Raw genomic sequence first — 17,240 nt, forward strand, 5'->3', positions numbered from 1 at the left:
CTGTGCTCGAACCGGGTAACGCCGGGCCGGCCGATACAGTTCCCTGCTTGCGCAAGTATTAAAGTCTCTGTGTCGAGTGATGGCACGACCGGGCGCGCCTTCGCGCTGAACGAGGGGCGCCGGGGGAGTTGTGAAGGGAGTGGAGATGGGTGTGCCCCTGACCAAGGGCGGCAACGTCTCGCTGAGCAGACAGGCCCCGGGCCTGACCGCAGTCACGATCGGGGTGGGCTGGCAGACGGGTCCCGGATGCGATCCGGATGCCTCGGCGTTGCTGTGCAACGCGGCCGGGAAAGTGCTCTCCGACCGGCATTTCGTCTTCTTCAACAACCTGACCAGCCCCGACGGTTCCGTCCGCCACTCCGGCACCACCGGCTCCGGCGCCGACGTCGAGCAGATCCACGTCGACCTCGACCGGGTCCCCGCGGATGTCGCGAAGATCGTCTTCCCGGTCTCCCTCTACGACGCCGCGGCCCGCGGCCAGGGCTTCCGGGACGTCCGCAGCGCCCACATCCGCGTGACCGACCGGCGGAGCGGCGCCGAACTGGCCCGTTACGACCTCGGGGCCGCGCACGCCGGGGACGAGACCGCGATGGTTTTCGGAGAGCTCTACCGCCACGGCGCCGAGTGGAAGTTCCGGGCCGTGGGACAGGGATACGCCTCCGGCCTGGCGGGCATCGCCTCCGACTACGGCGTCGACGTCGCTACCTCCACTTCCGCCCCGGCCGCCGTCTCTACTTCCGCCCCGGCCGCCGTCACCTCATCGGCACCCGCTCCGCCCGTGGCACCTGCTCCGCCCGTGGCACCCGCTCCACCCGTGGCGCCGCCGGTCGCCGCATCCCAGAAATCGACAGGGAGTCCTTCTGTGACCTGCTTCTTCGACCCCAGCCACGGCGCCGGCGCGACGACGGTGACGTGGTCACCGCAGTGGGGCGTGCCCCGGCCGGTCCAGGTGTGCGGCGGCTGTGCGCACCGGGTGCAGACCACGCCGCCTCCGCACTACACGCAGCCCCAGGCGGGGTACCCGCAGGCCGGCTACCCGCAGCCGCCGGTGCAGCAGGGCTACCCGCAGGCACAGCCGCAGGGGTATCCGGCCCAGCACGGCGACCAGCAGCAGGGCGGCCGCCGCTTCGGCACCGGCGCCCTCATCGGCGCCGGTGCCGCCGGTCTGGTCGGCGGTGCGCTGCTCAACGAGGCGTTCAGCGACGACGAGCCGGACGTGGTCGTCAACAACTACTACGAGGACTGACCCGGACCCGCCGACCCGGCTGCGCCCGGCCACCCGGGGAAGGGCGGCGCGGGGCAAGAGGTCACCGACTGCCGTACAGCGGCCTCAGGGCCGTACGGCAGTCTGCCTCAGCACCGTACGGCCGGCGGTCTCAGGACCGTTCAGGACCGTACCGCCTGCCGCGCCTTGTCCCAGTTGCCGCGCAGCCGGTCCAGGTACGACTGGGCCATGGCCCCCGGCTTCGCGCCCTTGGCGAAGGCCCTCATGTTGCCCGGGCCGGCGTTGTACCCCAGGGCGAGCAACTCCTCCTTGGTGTAGGAGCCGTGGGAGCCCGCCGGCAGCTGGGCGGCGAGATCGTGCAAGTACCACGCGGCGGCCTCGATGGCCAGGTCCGGGTCGTCCGGAAGCTCGTCCCACGACCGGCCGGCGAAGTCGCGGCCCTGTTTGACCTCGTCGAACGTCGCCTTGTGCATGTTCGCGACGCCGAAGGCGGCATCGGGCTTCATCCGCTGCCACTGCCGTTCCAGCTCGGGGTCGTGAGGCTTGTACGACTCGTTGTAGAGGATCGCCATCAGCAACTGGGCGCTGACGCCTGCCTGCGACGCGCGCTTGACCACCTTCGCGGCATGGCGGGCCGGGTCGTTGGCCGATGCATTGGAAGAGGGAGAGGCCTGCCCTTGCCGGCCGGGCGCGGCGCCGGCCGACCCGGAAGCCCTGCCGTCAGGTGATGTCGTGGTCCCGCCGCTCGCGCTGCAGCCGGCCACCAGGCAACCGGCCACGACGAGGGAGACAAGGGAGACAACGGGAACAACACTCCATTGCCGAAGCCCTCGGTACGCCATCGCCACACCTCTCCTTATGTGAATCGACCACCCGATTCGTTCGTGATCTGCAAGGCGCTCCGGGGGCGTCCGGCTGCCGCCGGTGCTCACACCAGTATGGTCGCACGCGGCGCCCTAGGATCCCGGCATGACCACCTATGCCGACCCCGTCAACTCGCTTGATCTCGCGGGCCGTACCGCCCTCGTCACCGGCGCCGCCGGTGGTATCGGCGCAGCCTGCTCCCTGCGGATCGCCGCCGCCGGAGCCACGGTCCGCGCCGTGGACCGGGATGCCGAAGGGCTCGCGCAGCTCGCCGGCAGAGCGGACCGCCTGCCCGGAAGCGTCGAGGCCGTGGTGCTCGACCTCGCCGATCTCGATGCGGCGGAGGAGGCCGCGACCGGCGCCGACATCCTCGTCAACAACGCCGGGATCCAGCTCGTGCGTCCCATCGAGGACTTCCCCCCGGACGCCTTCCACAACATCCTCACTGTCATGCTGGAGGCTCCCTTCCGGCTCATACGGGGTGCGCTGCCGCACATGTACGAGCAGGGGTGGGGCCGGATCGTGAACATCTCCTCCGTCCACGGGCTGCGGGCCTCCGCCTACAAGTCCGCCTATGTCGCGGCGAAACACGGCCTGGAAGGACTCTCCAAGACTGCCGCCCTCGAAGGTGCCCCCCACGGCGTCACGTCCAACTGCGTCAGCCCCGGCTACGTGCGCACCCCTCTGGTCGAGAAACAACTCGCCGACCAGGCCTCCGCCCACTCCCTCCCCGCCGAGCAGGTCCTCACGGAGGTGCTGCTCGCGCGCCAGGCGCTCAAGCGGCTCGTCGAACCGGAGGAGGTCGCCGAGGCCGTCGCCTACCTCTGCGCACCGCACGCATCCTTCATCACCGGCACCACCCTCACCATGGACGGCGGCTGGACCGCCCACTGACGCCTTCGGAAGTCGTACAAGTAGTGGACGGCTGTTGACGTCGGCCATTTACTAAATTTAAGGTCGCGGGACTCTCGCAGGAGTCAACACGACGGAGAACGATGACGTACTCTCCCGGTGCGCGGCCGCGTCCCACCCGCATGGCCGCACTGCTGCTCGCAGGCGCGCTCGTGGCCTCGGTGCCACCCGCGGCCGCCGCACAAGCACCACATCCCCCCACCGCCGACCGTCCTCCCGCCTCCGCCCCGCCCGCCGGCGACTGCCGGACGGGCGACGGCTGGACACTCGACACCACCCAGGTCAGCAGCGACGACACCCACCACGCCTACGTGGGCAACGGCTACCTGGGCCAGCGCGTACCGCCCAACGGCGCCGGTTACACCGGCAGCAGCGCCAAAACAGGCTGGCCGCTCTTCACCCCCGGCTACGACGGCTCGTTCGTGTCCGGGCTCTACGCGCACAACCAGCAGACCGCCCAGGACCGGCAGGCCGTCGCGGCTCTGCCGACCTGGACCGGGCTCACCGTCGGCACCGGCGGCGAACACGGCGATACCTTCAACTCTTTGACGAAGGCGGGCCGCATCTCCGGGTACCGCCAGACCCTCTTCCTGCACTGCGGCATCGTCCGCACCTCCCTGACCTGGACCGCCGCCGACGGACGGAAGACGGACCTGGTCTACGAGGTGCTGGCCGACCGCGACAACCCCCACGTGGGCGCCGTACGCCTGAGCATGACCCCGCACTGGAGCGGCGAGGCCACCGTCACCGATCTGCTCGACGGGCACGGCGCCCGGCGCATACGCCAGACCGGTGGCGGCGACCGCACCACCACCGGGCCCGGCCGGGACGGCTCCTCCGACAGCCGCACCATGGACGTCACCTTCCGCACCGACGGCACGGACACCGACGGCGCCGTCGCCTCCACCCTGAGCCCCGGGCGCGGCGTGCGCGCGGCGAAGGCGGACGAGGCAGGTGCCGCCCGGGACTTGAGCGCACGGCAGTCCCTCGCCTTCCCCGTCCGCAAGGGGCAGGCCTACGAGCTCACCAAGTACGTCGGCGTCGACACCGCGCTGACCTCGCACGCCCCCCGCCAGGACGCCACCACCGCCTCCCTGCGCGCCGCCCGGAGCGGCTGGGACGGGCTGCTTCGCGCCCACACCGCCGCCTGGGCCCGGCTCTGGCGCTCCGACATCGAGGTGCCGGGGCGGCGTGACCTGCAGGCATGGGTGCGCTCCGCGCGCTACGGGCTGCTGTCCAGCACCCGGGAAGGCGCCGACAACAGCATCGCCCCGGCCGGGCTGACCAGCGACAACTACGCGGGCCTCGTCTTCTGGGACGCCGAGACCTGGATGTACCCGGCGCTGCTGGCCGCCCAGCCGGAACTCGCCAGGACCGTCGTCGACTACCGCTACCGGACCCTCCCCGGCGCCCGCGAGAACGCCCGCAAGCTCGGCTACCAGGGCCTCTTCTACCCGTGGAACAGCGGCAGCAAGGGCGACCTCGCCCAGGAGTGCCACAGTGTGGACCCGCCCCACTGCCGCACCCAGATCCACCTCCAGTCGGACATTTCCCTCGCCACCTGGCAGTACTACCTCGCCACCGGCGACGCCGGCTGGCTGCGTTCGCGCGGCTGGCCGGTGATGAAGGGCATCGCCGAGTTCTGGGCCGGGAGGGTCAGCCGCAACACGGACGGCAGCTACTCCGTCAAGGACACCGCCGGCCCCGACGAGTACAGCAACGGCGTCGACGACGCGGTCTTCACCAACGCCGGCGCCGTCACCGCGCTGCGCAACGCCACCCGCGCCGCGCAGCTGCTGGGCGAGCGGGCCCCGGGGGAGTGGACGGCGATCGCCGACCGGATCCGGATCCCGTACGACGCGCGGAGCAAGGTCTTCCAGCAGTACGACGGCTACCGCGGCAGCAAGATCAAGCAAGCCGACACGGTGCTGCTGGCGTACCCCCTGGAGTGGCCGATGCCGGAGGGCGCCGCGGCCGCCACGCTCGACTACTACGCCCAACGGACCGACCCCGACGGCCCCGCCATGACGGACTCGGTGCACGCCATCGCCGCCGCCGGCACGGGCGAACCGGGCTGCTCGACGTACACCTACCTGCAGCGTTCCATCAGGCCGTTCGTCCGTGGGCCCTTCGCCCAGTTCTCGGAGGCCCGTGGCGCCAAGGCGGGGGCCGAGGACCCGCTGGCCGGCTCGCCGGCGCACGACTTCCTCACCGGCAAGGGCGGCTTCCTGCAGATCTTCACCCACGGCCTGACCGGCATGCGGATGCGCGAGGACCGGCTCCGTCTCGACCCGGTGCTGCCCCCGCAGCTCGGCCGCGGCGTCACCCTGCGCGGTCTGCAGTGGCAGGGCCGCACGTACGACATCGAGCTCGGCGCCCACGCCACCACCGTCCGGCTCACCGGCGGCGCTCCCATGACCCTCGACACCCCGCAGGGGGAACAGGTCCTGACCAAGGCCGCCCCGGCCGTCCTCAAGACCCGCCGCCCCGACCTCGCCCCGACCGCCAACCTGGCCCGTTGCACGCCTGCCACCGCCTCCTCCGAGGAGCCGGGCATGTACGCGGCCGCCGCCGTCGACGGCAATCCGGCCACGGCCTGGGTGCCCGACGGGCCGGAAGGCAGCCTGACGACGGACCTCGGGAAGGCCGTGCGCGTCAGCAAGGTCACCCCGGCCTGGAGCGGGCCGGAGCCCGTCTCGTACGGTGTCCAGCTGTCCGCCGACGGGAAGCACTGGCGCGAGAGCACCGGCACACCGGCGCCGGCCCGGTACGTACGGGTGGTGGTGCGCGGCGACGCCACCGCCAAGTCCCGCACGGGCATCGCCGAAGTGTCGGTTTCCTAGCCGGTTTCCTGGCGGACGAAGGAAAGGAACGACAGGAACGGAATCCTGCACCGCTTCCCCCGCCTCGGTGCAGGCGGGGGAAGCGGCGTTCCCGACGCGGTCGTCCGCGATCAGTGCTGACGGGCCGCGAGGAAGGCGTCCTCGGCCGCGTAGTCGCCGAACCGGCGGAAGTACTCGTCGTCCGCGGCCGGCAGGATCCCCGCGGGGTCGCCCGTGCGTGCGGCTTCGACAAGCCAGTCGATCTCGGCGGCGGCGGTCGTCGCGTAGTCTCCCGCGGGCCGGTATCCGAGCGCAGCGGCGGCGCTCGTGTCGAGCACGACCGGGTGCGGTGAGTCCCAGGGCGTCCGGCCGAGGTTCTCCGGGGCCGACTCGTCGAGCAGGACCTCCGCCCAGGTGTGGCCCAGGTGCCGGGCGATGATGCGAGCGATCTCCAGCGCGCTCGGCGCGTCGGGATCCGCGCAGTTGAGGACGCGGGCACCGGGCTTCGTGGCGACGGTCTCGACGAGGGAGGCGATGTTCGCCGCCGCCGTGGTGTGGACGACCCCGGCACCCCGGCGCGCGAGCAGCACCGCCCCGCGCCCGTCGAGGACGCGCTTGACGAAGACCCATTCACGCGGGCGGGCCGCGCCCACGCCGTGCACGCGCGACGGGCGCATCACGGTGATGGGCAGCCCGCTGTCCAGGCAGACGTGCTCGGCCGCCACCTTGTTGGGGCCGTAGCCCTCCCGGGAGCGGTAGTCCATGTCGCCGGGGGCGAGGGTGGGCTGGGTCTCGCGGACGGGCCCGTCGAAGCGGGGCGGGACGGCGGAGTTGGAGTGGTTGCCGTCGGCGTCGGCGTACACCGCCCGGCTGGAGATCAGCACCGTGGAAGTGGCGTCCCCGGCGAGGGGGAGCAGCAGCCGGGCCTCGGCAGCGGTGTAGCAGATGCAGTCGACCAGCAGGTCGCATCCCTTGCCGAGGGCGGAGCGAAGGGCCCGGGCGTCGGCCCGTTCCGCCGCGACGAAGCGGGCCCCCGCGGCCGCGAGCCCGGCCGGCATGTGCTCCGGGTCCCGGCCGGTGACGTCGACGTCCCATCCGGCGTCCAGCAGCCGCCGGGCGACTGCGCGGCCGATGAGGCCGGTTCCTCCGAGAATCAGTGCACGAGACATGGAATGGAAGCGTAGTGGCGGAGGAACGCCGGGACGGGCACTTGCATGATTTTCTAGGTTAAGGTAAGCCTTACCTACCTAGATTTTGTGCCGAGTACCCGCTGGGGGTCTTCGTGACGACTGCAGTGGCCACTTCCCGGGTGGTCAGCGTACCCGGGACGGCGACCCGTGCGGATGTCCTGCGGGAGACCTACGCGCGGCTGGGGGAGACGCTTCGCCCCCTCGTCCGCCTGGACGCCGGCCCGCGTGCCGCGGGCGCGCCGGTCACCGGCGAGCGGCTCGTCCGGGATGCCGGGCTCCGCGAGTGGCTCGTGGACATGGCGGGCCGGCGCATGGAGGACGCGCACGGCGTGACGCCCCGCCGTGACGTGGCGGCCCTCGACGCGCTCCACCAGTACGCCTTCCTCGCCGCACTCGCGATGAGCGGCCCCTGGTTCCTGGAGCGCCGCGTGCCGTGGGTCGGTCCCGACGGCATCGGCTACGACGAGGCCTCGGGGTCGCTGACGGTCTCTCCGTCGTACATCACCTGCCTGCCGGACGACCCGGCGGCCGGCCTGCCCGGCGTCCGCGTCGTGGCGGACGAGGAGCAACTCCGGTCGGTGCTGCGCGCCGCGGTGGCCCATCACCTCGGGCCGGTGCTGGAGGCGTTCCGCCCGCTGCTGCGCCGGGGCCCGCGGGCCGTGTGGGGTCTGGCCACGGACGAGCTCACCGAGGGGATCTGGTACGTCGGCCGGGTCACCGGCGAGGAGGGCCGGGCCGCGGCCGCGGCCGATGCGCTGCTGCCGGGGAACACCCGGCCCTTCGTCGGTGCTGCCGGCTTCCGTTCCTGCGGAGACGGGGACGGTGGCGGGGGCGAGAGCGGCGAGGTCACCCGCACCCGGGTCAACTGCTGCCTGTGGTACACGCTCAGCCCGCAGAAGCTGTGCGCCACCTGCCCGCGCACCAACCGCGCCTGACGCCCCGTCATTCATTACCGAGCCGGACTCGGGGCACGCCGCCCTGTTCCCGGAACGCCGGAAGGCCGGGCACTCCTCTCGGGAGTGCCCGGCCTTCCGTGTGCGTCAGGCGCGAGCCGCGTCGACCCCGTACGTCTTGGCGACGTCGTCGAGCACGGAGTTGGCACCGTAGAGTCCGACGGCGAGCATCCACGTGATGTCGTCGACCTCGTGGACCTGGCCCTTGAGCTGCTTCCAGAGCGGGTTGGCCTGGAACTTCTCCTGGCTCTTCTTCGAGGCGCCCTGAGGGTCGGGGTAGGCGGTGACGAAGATGTCGTCCGCGTCGACCTTCTTGATCTGCTCCTCGGAGATGTCGGCGTTGAAGCCGGTGCCCTTGGCGTCCTGCGGCTTGTCGAAGCCGAGGTCCTTCATGATGACGCCGATGTAGGTGTCCTCCTTGTACAGGCGCGTCGGCCCGTCCACGAAGCGGACCACGGAGGCGGAGGGGTTGGCCCCCTTCTTCTTGCGGACGTTGTCGCCGACCGCCTTGGCGCGCTTGTCGTAGGCCGCGACCTTCTCGTCGGCGAGCTTCTCCTTGCCGAGCGCCTTGCCGACGAGCTTGAGGTTGTCCTTCCACGTCGCGCCGGTGTCCTCGGTGAAGACGGTGGGCGCGATGGCGGACAGCTGCTTGTACAGCTTCTCGTGACGGACCTTCGCGGAGAGGATGAGGTCCGGCTTGAGGGCCTGGATCTTCTCCAGGCTGGGCTCGTCGAGCATGCCGACGGGCTTGGCCTTGCCACCGTACTTGGCCGCGTCGTCACCGAAGTAGGCCGGCAGCTTCTCGTCCGGAGAGGCGAACGTCGTGTAGCCCACGACGTCCGACTGCAGGGCCAGCGTGGCGTCGACGAAGGTCATGTCCAGCGCAACCACGCGCTTGGGAGCCTTCTTTATCTCCGTCTTGCCCATGGCGTGGTCGATGGTGCGCGGGAACGCTCCGCCGACGGCGGCCGGGGACTTGTCGCTCTTGTCGTCCGTATCCTTGTCCGAGCTGCCGCCACAGGCGGCAGTGGCGAGCAAGCCTGCGGTAACAGCGACGGCTCCGACAGTGCGGCTGAAACGACTGAGCCAACGGGCTCTCATCGGCGGGGGTCCCTTCTCTGTTCGCGTTGTACATCCTAAGGATAGGCTCACCTAAGTGGCCGAATTTCGCTGTGGAGGGGATCGTGATCGAAGCGCTACCTGCGCCACCCGTAAAAAAGGGGCATATCCGACAGGTTGCGTCCGAGAGAGTCAGAACACGGCGGATCTGGACGGCTGCTCTGCTCGGCATGCTGGTTCTCGCCGTGCTGCTGAGCATCGGGCTGGGCGCGCAACCCCTCGGCCCCGGACAGATCTGGCACGGCCTGTGGCACGCCTCCGGCACCGAAGGGGACGTCATCGTCCGCTCGCTGCGCCTGCCCCGGACCGTGACCGCACTGGTCGCCGGCCTCGCGCTGGGCGCCGCCGGGGCCCTGATGCAGGGTCACACCCGTAACCCGATCGCCGACCCGGTGCTGCTCGGCATCAGCGCCGGCGCGGGCGTGGGGGTCGTGGCCTCGCTCTTCCTCATCGGCGTCAGCAGCCTGTACGGCTACGTGTGGTTCGGCTTCCTCGGGGCCGCAGTCGCCGGGACGCTGGTGTACGCGGTGGGTGCCCTCACCCGCGGCGGCGCCACGCCCGTGACCCTCGCTCTGGCCGGTGCCGCGGTGCACGCCCTGTTCACCGCGCTCACCGCGGGGATGGTGCTCTTCGACCGGCAGGCGCTGGAGACCTACCGCTTCTGGACGGTCGGGTCGGTGAGCGGACAGCCCCTCGGCCTCACGCTCCAGGCCCTGCCGTTCATCGGGGCGGGGCTCGTGCTGGCCGCCCTGAACACCCCCGGCCTGAACGCCCTCTCCCTCGGCGAGGACGTCGCCCGGATGCTGGGCGTGCGGATCGGCTGGAACCGGGCTCTGGGCATGGCCGCCATCACCCTGCTCACCGGCACGGCGGTGGCCGTGTGCGGCCCCATCGGGTTCGTCGGCCTGGTCGGAACGCACATCGCCCGGTACTTCTCCGGGCCCGACTACCGCTGGATCGTGGCCCAGGCGGCGCTGATCGGCGCCACGCTCATGCTCGTCGCGGACACCCTCGGGCGGCTGGTGGCCCGGCCGGGGGAGCTGCAGGTGGGCATCATGCTGGCGCTCATCGGCGCGCCGGTCTTCATCCAGCTCGTCCGCCGCCGCAAGGCGGTGAGGATATGAGCGACACCTCGGCACGGAACGGCACGCCCGGAGCCGGCGTGTCCGGGCGCGCGACCCTGCGCGTTCCCGGACGCACCCCCCTGCGGGCCGGTCCCGTCTCCGCCGTATGGCGCCCGCGCACGCTGCTGATCCCGCTGCTGACGCTCGGCATCCTCTTCCTCGGCGTGCTCGTCAACTGCGGGCGCGGCGACATCGACATCTCCGTCGGCCAGGTGGCCCAGGCCCTCTTCGGCGGGGGAGACGAGGGCAACCGCATGGTGGTCACGGAGCTGCGCCTGCCGCGCTCGGTGACCGGCGCCCTCGTCGGCGCCTCCCTCGGGCTGGCCGGGGCCGTCATCCAGGGCCTGGCCCGCAACCCCCTCGCGAGCCCCGACATCCTGGGCATCACGGCGGGCTCGGGCGTGGGCGCCGTGACCGTCATCGTCTTCGGCGGCGCCTACGGCGGCGTCGGCGGCTCCCTGGCCAGCGTCGGCATCCCCGCCGCCGCGATGCTCGGCGGTGTCCTGGCGACCGTGCTCGTCTACCTGCTCGCCGTACACCGCGGCCTGTCGGGCTATCGCGTGCTGCTGGTGGGCGTCGGCGTCAACGCCATCCTGACCAGCGTGCTGTCCTGGCTGCTGCTCAAGGCCGACATCGTCGACGCCGGGCGCGCGCTGCTGTGGCTCAACGGCAGCCTCAACGGCGCGTCCTGGGACACCCTGCAGCCGGCCCTGTGGGCGCTGGTGGTGCTCATGCCCGTCGCCCTGCTGCTCTCCTTCCCCTTCGGCGCGCTCGTCTTCGACGACGACACCGCCCGCGGCCTCGGCGTCCGCATGACCGGGACCCGGGTGGCGCTGCTGTTCACGGCGGTGCTGCTGACCGCTGCCGCGACCGCCGCCGCGGGCCCGGTCGCCTTCGTGGCACTGGCCTGCCCGCAGCTCGCGGTCCGGCTGCTGCGCACCGGCACGCCGCCGCTGCTGGCCTCCGCGCTGATCGGCGCGGCGGTCACGGTCTGGGCCGACGTGCTCGGGCGCACCGCCTTCGGAAACATCGAACTGCCCGTCGGAATCCTCACCGCCGCTCTGGGCGCCCCCTACCTGCTGTACCTGCTCATTCGGAGCGGAAGGGCCCGCACGTCATGACCGAGACGACCGACATCACCCCCACTCCCTCCGCGGGCCCGGCGCCGTCGGGTGCCGGGAGCGGCGACGGGGCGGCGAGCCCCGCCGTACGCCTGCGCGCGGAGGCCCTGACGCTCTCCTACGGGGACCGGACGGTCGTGCACGAGCTCGACCTCGACATCACGGACGGGACGGTCACGGCCATCATCGGGCCGAACGGCTGCGGCAAGTCGACGCTGCTGCGGGCCTTCGGGCGGCTGATGAAGCCCACGAGCGGAAGCGTGCTGCTCGACGGCAGGCCCGTGCACCGCATCCCGACGCGGGAGGTCGCCGAGCGCGTCGGCCTCCTCCCGCAGTCGCCGGCGGCCCCCGAGGGGCTGAGCGTCGCCGACCTGGTGGCGCGCGGGCGGCATCCGCACCAGAGCTGGTACCGGCGGTGGTCCTCCGAGGACGAGGCCGCGGTCGAGCAGGCCCTGCGCGCCACGGGCATGTACGAGCTGGCGGAGCGGACCCTGGACGAACTGTCCGGCGGCCAGCGCCAGCGCGCCTGGATCGCGATGGCGCTGGCCCAGGAGACGGAACTGCTGCTGCTCGACGAGCCCACCAACCACCTCGACCTGGCCCACCAGATCGAGGTGCTGGACCTCGTCCGCGAGCTGCACCTGACGACGGGCCGCACCGTCGTGGTGGTCCTGCACGACCTGTCGCTCGCCGCGCGGTACGCCGACCGGCTGGTGGCGATGAAGGAGGGGCGCGTGGTGGCCCAGGGGGCACCGTCCGAGGTGCTCACCGAGGAGCTGGTGCAGGAGGTCTTCGGGCTCCGCGCCCGGGTCCGCCACGACGAGGAGACCGGCTCCCCGATGGTGATCCCGCTGAGCCGGCACACGCCGGTGAAGGCTGACGCGGTGTGAGACCGGCGGGGAGCGGCGGTGATTGGGGCCCGGAGGTCCCACACGCCGCTCAGTAGGTTAGGCTTACCTAAGTCGGTGGGTGGCGAGAAATCACCTCCCGCCGGCCTTCGCCTTTGCCTGCCCAGCTCTCCGCTCGTGACCGAAGGATCCCACCATGCTGCGTGCTCGTCTCCTCGACCGACAGGCGCAACGTGAGTCAGCCGCCCGCACCTACGCCCGGTCCATCCCGGTGGCGCCCGTCGCCGCCGCCGGCGCCGAGGTGACCGGAGCCGACGGCCGTACCTACCTCGACTGCCTCTCCGGTGCGGGCACCCTCGCCCTCGGCCACAACCACCCGGACGTCATCGCCGCCCTGCAACAGGTGATCGGCTCCGGTGCCCCGCTGCACGCCCTCGACATGATCACCCCGCAGAAGGACGCCTTCAGCGAGGAACTGCTGAAGCGGCTGCCGGGAACGCTGAACAACAACGCCAAGCTCCACTTCTGCAGCCCGGCCGGCACCGACGCCGTCGAGGCCGCGCTCAAGCTGGCCCGCAACGCCACCGGCCGGCAGGGCGTCTTCGCCTTCACCGGCGCGTACCACGGCATGACCCTCGGCGCGTCCTCCGTCTCCGGCCCGGGCCGGATGCGCCGCGGATCGGCCGAGTTCGGCCCCGCCGAGGCGCAGCCCGTCACCCGGCTGCCCTACCCCTACGGCTACCGCTGCCCGTTCGGCGTCGGCGCCGAGCGGGCGGGCGAGCTCTCCGCCCGCCTGATGGAGAGCTACATCACCGACCCCAGCAGCGGCGTCGGCAAGCCGGCCGCCGTCATCCTCGAAGTCGTCCAGGGCGAAGGCGGCGTCGTGCCCGGCCCCGACGCGTGGCTGCGCGAGGTGCGCCGCATCACCGAGCAGCACGGCATCCTGCTCATCATCGACGAGGTGCAGACCGGCATCGGCCGCACCGGCGACTTCTGGGCCTGCGAGCGCGCGGGCGTCACCCCCGACATCCTCGTCACCTCCAAGGCCGTCGGCGGCGGCCTCCCGCTGGCGCTCATCGCCTACCGGCCCGACCTCGACACCTGGCAGCCGGGCGACCACACGGGAACCTTCCGGGGCAACACCCTGGCCATGGTCGCCGGCGAGATCACGCTGCGGACCGTCGCCGAGCAGCAACTGACCGAGCGCGCCGCCAAGCTGGGCGAGCGGATCCGCGCCGGCCTGCGCGAGCTGGCCGCCGTCCACCCGCAGATCGCGGAGGTGCGCGGCCGCGGCCTGATGATCGGCGCCGAGCTGGTCGACCCCGCCGCCGAACCGGACGCCCTCGGCTCCCGCCCCGGCGCCCCGGCCTTCGCCCGCGCCTTCCAGGCCGCCTGCCTGGAGCGCGGCCTCATCCTCGAACTCGGCGGCCGCGGCGACAACGTGCTGCGCCTGCTGCCCCCGCTCGTCCTCACCGACGAGCAGGCCGACTCCGTCCTGAACCGCATCGCCGACGCCCTGTCCGAGGTCTCCGTGGAGCGTGCCGCATGAGCGAGGCCATCCGCCCCGACGCCGTCACCGACCCGGCCACCCCGCACGCCCTGCGCCGCCTTGCCGCCGTCGCGCTCGACGCCCTGGCCGACGGAGCCGCCGCCCGCGGCGGCCCGCTGCCCGCCGGCGGACCGGAGGAGGTCGCCGCCCGCACCCGCGCCCTGTGCTCGCCCGTCCTGCCCGACGAGGGCCTGGGCGCGGAGGACGCCCTCTACGGCGTCGCCCGCGCGGCCGCCGAGGGCGCGGCGGACCCCTCCGACCCGCACTGCGTGGCGCACCTGCACTGCCCGCCGTTCGCCGTCGCCGCCGCGGCCGACCTGGTCGCATCCGCGCTCAACCCCTCGATGGACTCCTGGGACCAGGCACCCGCCTCCGCGGTCATCGAGGAAGAAGTCACCGCCGCCCTCGCGCACCTGGTGTACGCCGGCCGTCCGGAGCCCGACGCCGTCATCACCAGCGGCGGCACCGAGTCCAACCTCGTCGCGCTGCTCCTGGCGCGCGAGCGGGCCCGCGCCACCGGCGGCCGCCCGCTGCAGGTCTTCGTCGGCGCCAACGCGCACCACAGCGTGCGCAGGGCCGCCTGGATGCTCGGCCTGCCGACCCCGGTCGTCGTGGACTGCCCGGACGGCCGGATGAGCCCGGCGGCCCTCGGCCGGGCGCTGGCCGACTGCGGCCCCGGCCCCGCTCTGGTGGTCGCCACGGCCGGCACCACCGACGAGGGCATGATCGACCCGCTGCCCGAACTCGCGGCCCTCGCGCGCACGCACGGCGCCGAGCTGCACGTCGACGCCGCCTACGGCGGACCCCTGCTCTTCAGCGAGCGGCTCGCGCCCCGGCTGGCGGGCATCGAGCACGCCGTGTCGGTGACGTACGACCTGCACAAGCTGGGCTGGCAGCCGGTCGCCGCCGGTGTGCTCGCGGTCGCCGACGCCTCCCTGCTGGAGCCGCTGGCGCTGACCGCGGACTACCTCAACGCCGACGACGACACCGAAGCCGGCCTGCCCGACCTGCTCGGCCGCTCCATCCGCACCACGCGCCGCCCGGACGTCCTGAAGATCGCGGCGACCCTGCGGGCCCTGGGCCGGCGGGGCATGGGCAGCACGGCCGAGCACTGCGTCGACACCGCCGCGGAGTTCGCCCGGGCCGTGGACGAACACCCCGCGCTGCGGCTGCGCGCCGGCAGCCCCGGCATCAGCACGGTGCTGTTCCGGCCGGTGGCCGCCGACGAGCTGCCCGGCGAGGCGGGCGACGACCTCGTCGCCGCCGTCCGCCGGGACCTGCTCGCCGAGGGACGGGCCGTCCTGGGCCGCGCCCTGGTGCCGGACGCCGACGGCACGCCCCGCCTGTGGCTGAAGGTGACGCTCCTTCACCCGCGCACCACGGCGGCCGACCTGGAGGGTCTGCTCAAGCTCGTCACCGAGCGGGCCGAGTCCCCCGCGGCGGTGGCCGCCGGCGCCTAGCGGTTCCCGGGGCGGCTTGGAATGCCGCCGAGAATGAATTAGCTTAGCCTCGCCTAACTAGCTGGGGGCGGCCGGTCGCGCACCACGCGCGCCGGCGCCCCCGTGCCGCCCGAGGGGAACCATGAACACCATCGCCACCGGCGGCGGCACCGCCGTCATACCCGGACCGGACGCACCGGCCCTGCGCGTCGAGCGCTTCGACGGCCCGGCCGCCGCGGACCGCCTCGCGCTCTGGGTGCGCGCCTACGAGGACGTCTACGCCCACGCCCTCGGCCTCAGCGACCACAACGACCCGCCCATCGCCGAGCGCCTCGCACGCCACTGCGCGCGCCCCGGCTTCGAGCTCGTCGCCGCCTTCGACGAGGACCGCGTCGCCGCCCTCGTCTACGGCTACACCCTGCCCGAGGACTCCCTGTGGTGGGAGGGCCTCACCCCCGCGCCGGACCCGGAGTACGTCCGCGAACACCCCGGACGCACCATCGGCGTCTGCGAGCTCCTCGTCGGAGTGCCCTGGCGCCGCGGCGGCATCGGCGGCACCCTCCTCAACGCCTTCCTCGCGCAGCGCCCCGAGGAGCGGGCCGCCGCCCTGGTCGCCGAGGGCAACGCCGTCGTCCTGGACAGCTACGCCCGCTACGGGTTCACCCCCGTCGGCACCATGGAGCCCTACCCCGGCTGGCGCCCGCACACCATGATCGTGCGCCCGCTGCGCCAGGCCTGACCGCAGGCCCCGGCCCGTACCGAACGTCCCTCACCAGCAGCAAGGCAGCACCGTGTCCATAGAACTCCCGCCGTCCGCAGCGCCCCGCTCCGCCCACCCGCAGGACACCCTTCCCGCACACGTGCAGCGGCGGATCCTCGAACTCGCCGGGACCGGGACCCCGGTGGCCGCCTACCTCTACGACGGCGACGTCGCGGCGGCCCGCGCCCGCGAGCTGCGCGCGGCACTCCCGGAGTGGGCGGCCGTCTACTACGCGGTCAAGGCCAACTCCTTCCCCGGCATCATCGACGCGCTCGCCCCCCACGTCGACGGGTTCGAGGTCGCCTCGCTGTCGGAACTCGCCCTCGCCACCGCCGCCAAGCCCGCCGCCCCCGGCACCTGGGCCCCCGTCCTCGCGGCGGGACCGGCGAAGTCCGTCCCCGTCCTGACGGGCCTGGTCGAGGCGGGCGCCGAGGCCATCAACGCCGAGAGCCCCCTGGAACTGCACCGCATCAGCCGCATCGCCCAGGAGCGCGGCACCACCGCCCGCGTCGCCCTGCGCGTCAACCCGGCCACCATCCCCGTCACCGGCTCCCTCCACATGGGCGGCGAAGCCTCCCAGTTCGGCATCCCCGAGCCCGACGTCGCCGAAGCCGTCCGCATCGCCCGGAGCCTGCCCGCGATCGACCTCATCGGCTTCCACATCCACGCCGCCTCCAACAACCTCGACGCCGAGTCCCACGCCGACTACGTGCGCTGGTGCGTGGAATGGAGCGCCGCCACCGCCGCCGCACACGGCATCGACCTCCGCCACATCGACGTCGGCGGCGGCATCGGCGTCGACTTCGAGGGCGACTTCAAGGGGCAGAAGCCCTTCGACACCGCCCGCTTCGGCGAGCTCATGGCGGCCCTCGCACCCCCGGCCGGCGTCAAGGTCGCCTTCGAACCCGGGCGCTTCCTCGTCGCCGACTGCGGCTGGTACGCCGCCGAGGTCACCGACGTCAAGCACTCCTACGGGCAGTCCTTCGCCGCCCTGCGCGGCGGCATCAACCACTTCCAGCTCCCCACCTCCTGGGACATCGTCCACAACGTCGCGGTCCTGCCCGTCGGCACCTGGCCCGAGGGCCTCCCGCGCCCCGAGGCCGCCGGCACCCCCGTCACCTTCGTCGGCGAGCTCTGCACCCCCGAGGACACCCTGCTGCGGGACGTCCGCGTCGACCGCGTCCGCGCCGGCGACATCGCCGTCTTCCCCTACGCGGGCTCCTACGGCTGGGAGTTCGCCATGCACTCCTTCCTCGGCCACCCCGTCGCCGACCGCATCCTGCTCTGAGCCGGGCCCCGCGCCCGTCCCGCACC

Annotated in this window: 13 protein-coding genes and 1 pseudogene; 11 read left to right on the forward strand and 3 right to left on the reverse strand. The window is 72.8% G+C overall.

Translation table 11 applies throughout. The features are described 5' to 3' along the window. Nucleotides 1-145 precede the first annotated feature (145 nt). Nucleotides 146-700: pseudogene (locus ACFZCD_RS10875) on the forward strand (TerD family protein); the annotation flags it as partial. Nucleotides 701-1,386: 686 nt separating this feature from the next. Here the strand turns inward: ACFZCD_RS10875 and ACFZCD_RS10880 are convergent. Then, complete coding sequence (locus ACFZCD_RS10880) at nucleotides 1,387-2,067, reverse strand: transglycosylase SLT domain-containing protein (protein WP_391829482.1); 681 nt, start codon at nucleotides 2,065-2,067, stop codon at nucleotides 1,387-1,389. Nucleotides 2,068-2,194: 127 nt separating this feature from the next. On the opposite strand from ACFZCD_RS10880, the gene ACFZCD_RS10885 reads away from it, so the two are divergent. Then, a complete protein-coding gene (locus ACFZCD_RS10885; RefSeq protein WP_391829483.1) occupies nucleotides 2,195-2,983 on the forward strand; it encodes a 3-hydroxybutyrate dehydrogenase in 789 nt (262 codons plus the stop codon). A gap of 101 nt (nucleotides 2,984-3,084) precedes the next feature. Further along, nucleotides 3,085-5,844, forward strand: a complete 2,760-nt coding sequence (locus tag ACFZCD_RS10890) for a discoidin domain-containing protein (RefSeq protein ID WP_391829484.1) — start codon at nucleotides 3,085-3,087, stop codon at nucleotides 5,842-5,844. A gap of 110 nt (nucleotides 5,845-5,954) precedes the next feature. Here ACFZCD_RS10890 and ACFZCD_RS10895 read toward each other — a convergent pair whose 3' ends face one another. After that, nucleotides 5,955-6,992: an NAD-dependent epimerase/dehydratase family protein gene (locus ACFZCD_RS10895; RefSeq protein WP_391829485.1), complete on the reverse strand. Its 1,038-nt coding sequence runs from the start codon at nucleotides 6,990-6,992 to the stop codon at nucleotides 5,955-5,957. A gap of 113 nt (nucleotides 6,993-7,105) precedes the next feature. Between ACFZCD_RS10895 and ACFZCD_RS10900 the strand changes: the two genes are divergently transcribed. Then, the gene (locus ACFZCD_RS10900) at nucleotides 7,106-7,948 is read left to right on the forward strand and encodes a (2Fe-2S)-binding protein (RefSeq protein ID WP_391829486.1); all 843 of its coding nucleotides are present in this window, start codon (nucleotides 7,106-7,108) and stop codon (nucleotides 7,946-7,948) included. 105 nt (nucleotides 7,949-8,053) lie between these two features. Here ACFZCD_RS10900 and ACFZCD_RS10905 read toward each other — a convergent pair whose 3' ends face one another. Further along, the gene (locus tag ACFZCD_RS10905; protein WP_391829487.1) at nucleotides 8,054-9,004 is read right to left on the reverse strand and encodes an ABC transporter substrate-binding protein; all 951 of its coding nucleotides are present in this window, start codon (nucleotides 9,002-9,004) and stop codon (nucleotides 8,054-8,056) included. Nucleotides 9,005-9,255: 251 nt separating this feature from the next. On the opposite strand from ACFZCD_RS10905, the gene ACFZCD_RS10910 reads away from it, so the two are divergent. The 7 genes from ACFZCD_RS10910 to ACFZCD_RS10940 all read left to right on the forward strand — a co-directional run bounded on the left by ACFZCD_RS10910 (nucleotide 9,256) and on the right by ACFZCD_RS10940 (nucleotide 17,214). Beyond that, nucleotides 9,256-10,209: a FecCD family ABC transporter permease gene (locus ACFZCD_RS10910; RefSeq protein WP_391829488.1), complete on the forward strand. Its 954-nt coding sequence runs from the start codon at nucleotides 9,256-9,258 to the stop codon at nucleotides 10,207-10,209. Then, nucleotides 10,206-11,330 carry a FecCD family ABC transporter permease gene (locus ACFZCD_RS10915; protein WP_391829489.1) on the forward strand — a complete coding sequence of 375 codons (1,125 nt, stop codon included), beginning with the start codon at nucleotides 10,206-10,208 and terminating at the stop codon, nucleotides 11,328-11,330. The genes ACFZCD_RS10910 and ACFZCD_RS10915 overlap by 4 nt, the downstream gene beginning before the upstream one ends. Next, nucleotides 11,327-12,220, forward strand: a complete 894-nt coding sequence (locus ACFZCD_RS10920) for an ABC transporter ATP-binding protein (protein WP_391829490.1) — start codon at nucleotides 11,327-11,329, stop codon at nucleotides 12,218-12,220. Before ACFZCD_RS10915 ends, ACFZCD_RS10920 begins: the two co-directional genes overlap by 4 nt. Before the next feature lie 154 nt (nucleotides 12,221-12,374). Next, entirely contained in the window at nucleotides 12,375-13,727 is a 1,353-nt protein-coding gene (locus ACFZCD_RS10925; RefSeq protein WP_391829491.1) for a diaminobutyrate--2-oxoglutarate transaminase family protein, read from the forward strand. Then, nucleotides 13,724-15,187 carry a pyridoxal phosphate-dependent decarboxylase family protein gene (locus ACFZCD_RS10930; RefSeq protein WP_391829492.1) on the forward strand — a complete coding sequence of 488 codons (1,464 nt, stop codon included), beginning with the start codon at nucleotides 13,724-13,726 and terminating at the stop codon, nucleotides 15,185-15,187. Before ACFZCD_RS10925 ends, ACFZCD_RS10930 begins: the two co-directional genes overlap by 4 nt. A gap of 121 nt (nucleotides 15,188-15,308) precedes the next feature. After that, complete coding sequence (locus ACFZCD_RS10935) at nucleotides 15,309-15,905, forward strand: GNAT family N-acetyltransferase (RefSeq protein WP_391829493.1); 597 nt, start codon at nucleotides 15,309-15,311, stop codon at nucleotides 15,903-15,905. Between the two features lie 52 nt (nucleotides 15,906-15,957). Then, on the forward strand, nucleotides 15,958-17,214 hold the full coding sequence (locus ACFZCD_RS10940) for an alanine racemase (RefSeq protein ID WP_391829494.1): 1,257 nt from the start codon (nucleotides 15,958-15,960) through the stop codon (nucleotides 17,212-17,214). Nucleotides 17,215-17,240: the final 26 nt, after the last annotated feature.

Origin of the sequence: Streptomyces sp. NPDC008001 (assembly GCF_042958085.1) — a bacterium.
Lineage (GTDB): Bacteria > Actinomycetota > Actinomycetes > Streptomycetales > Streptomycetaceae > Streptomyces.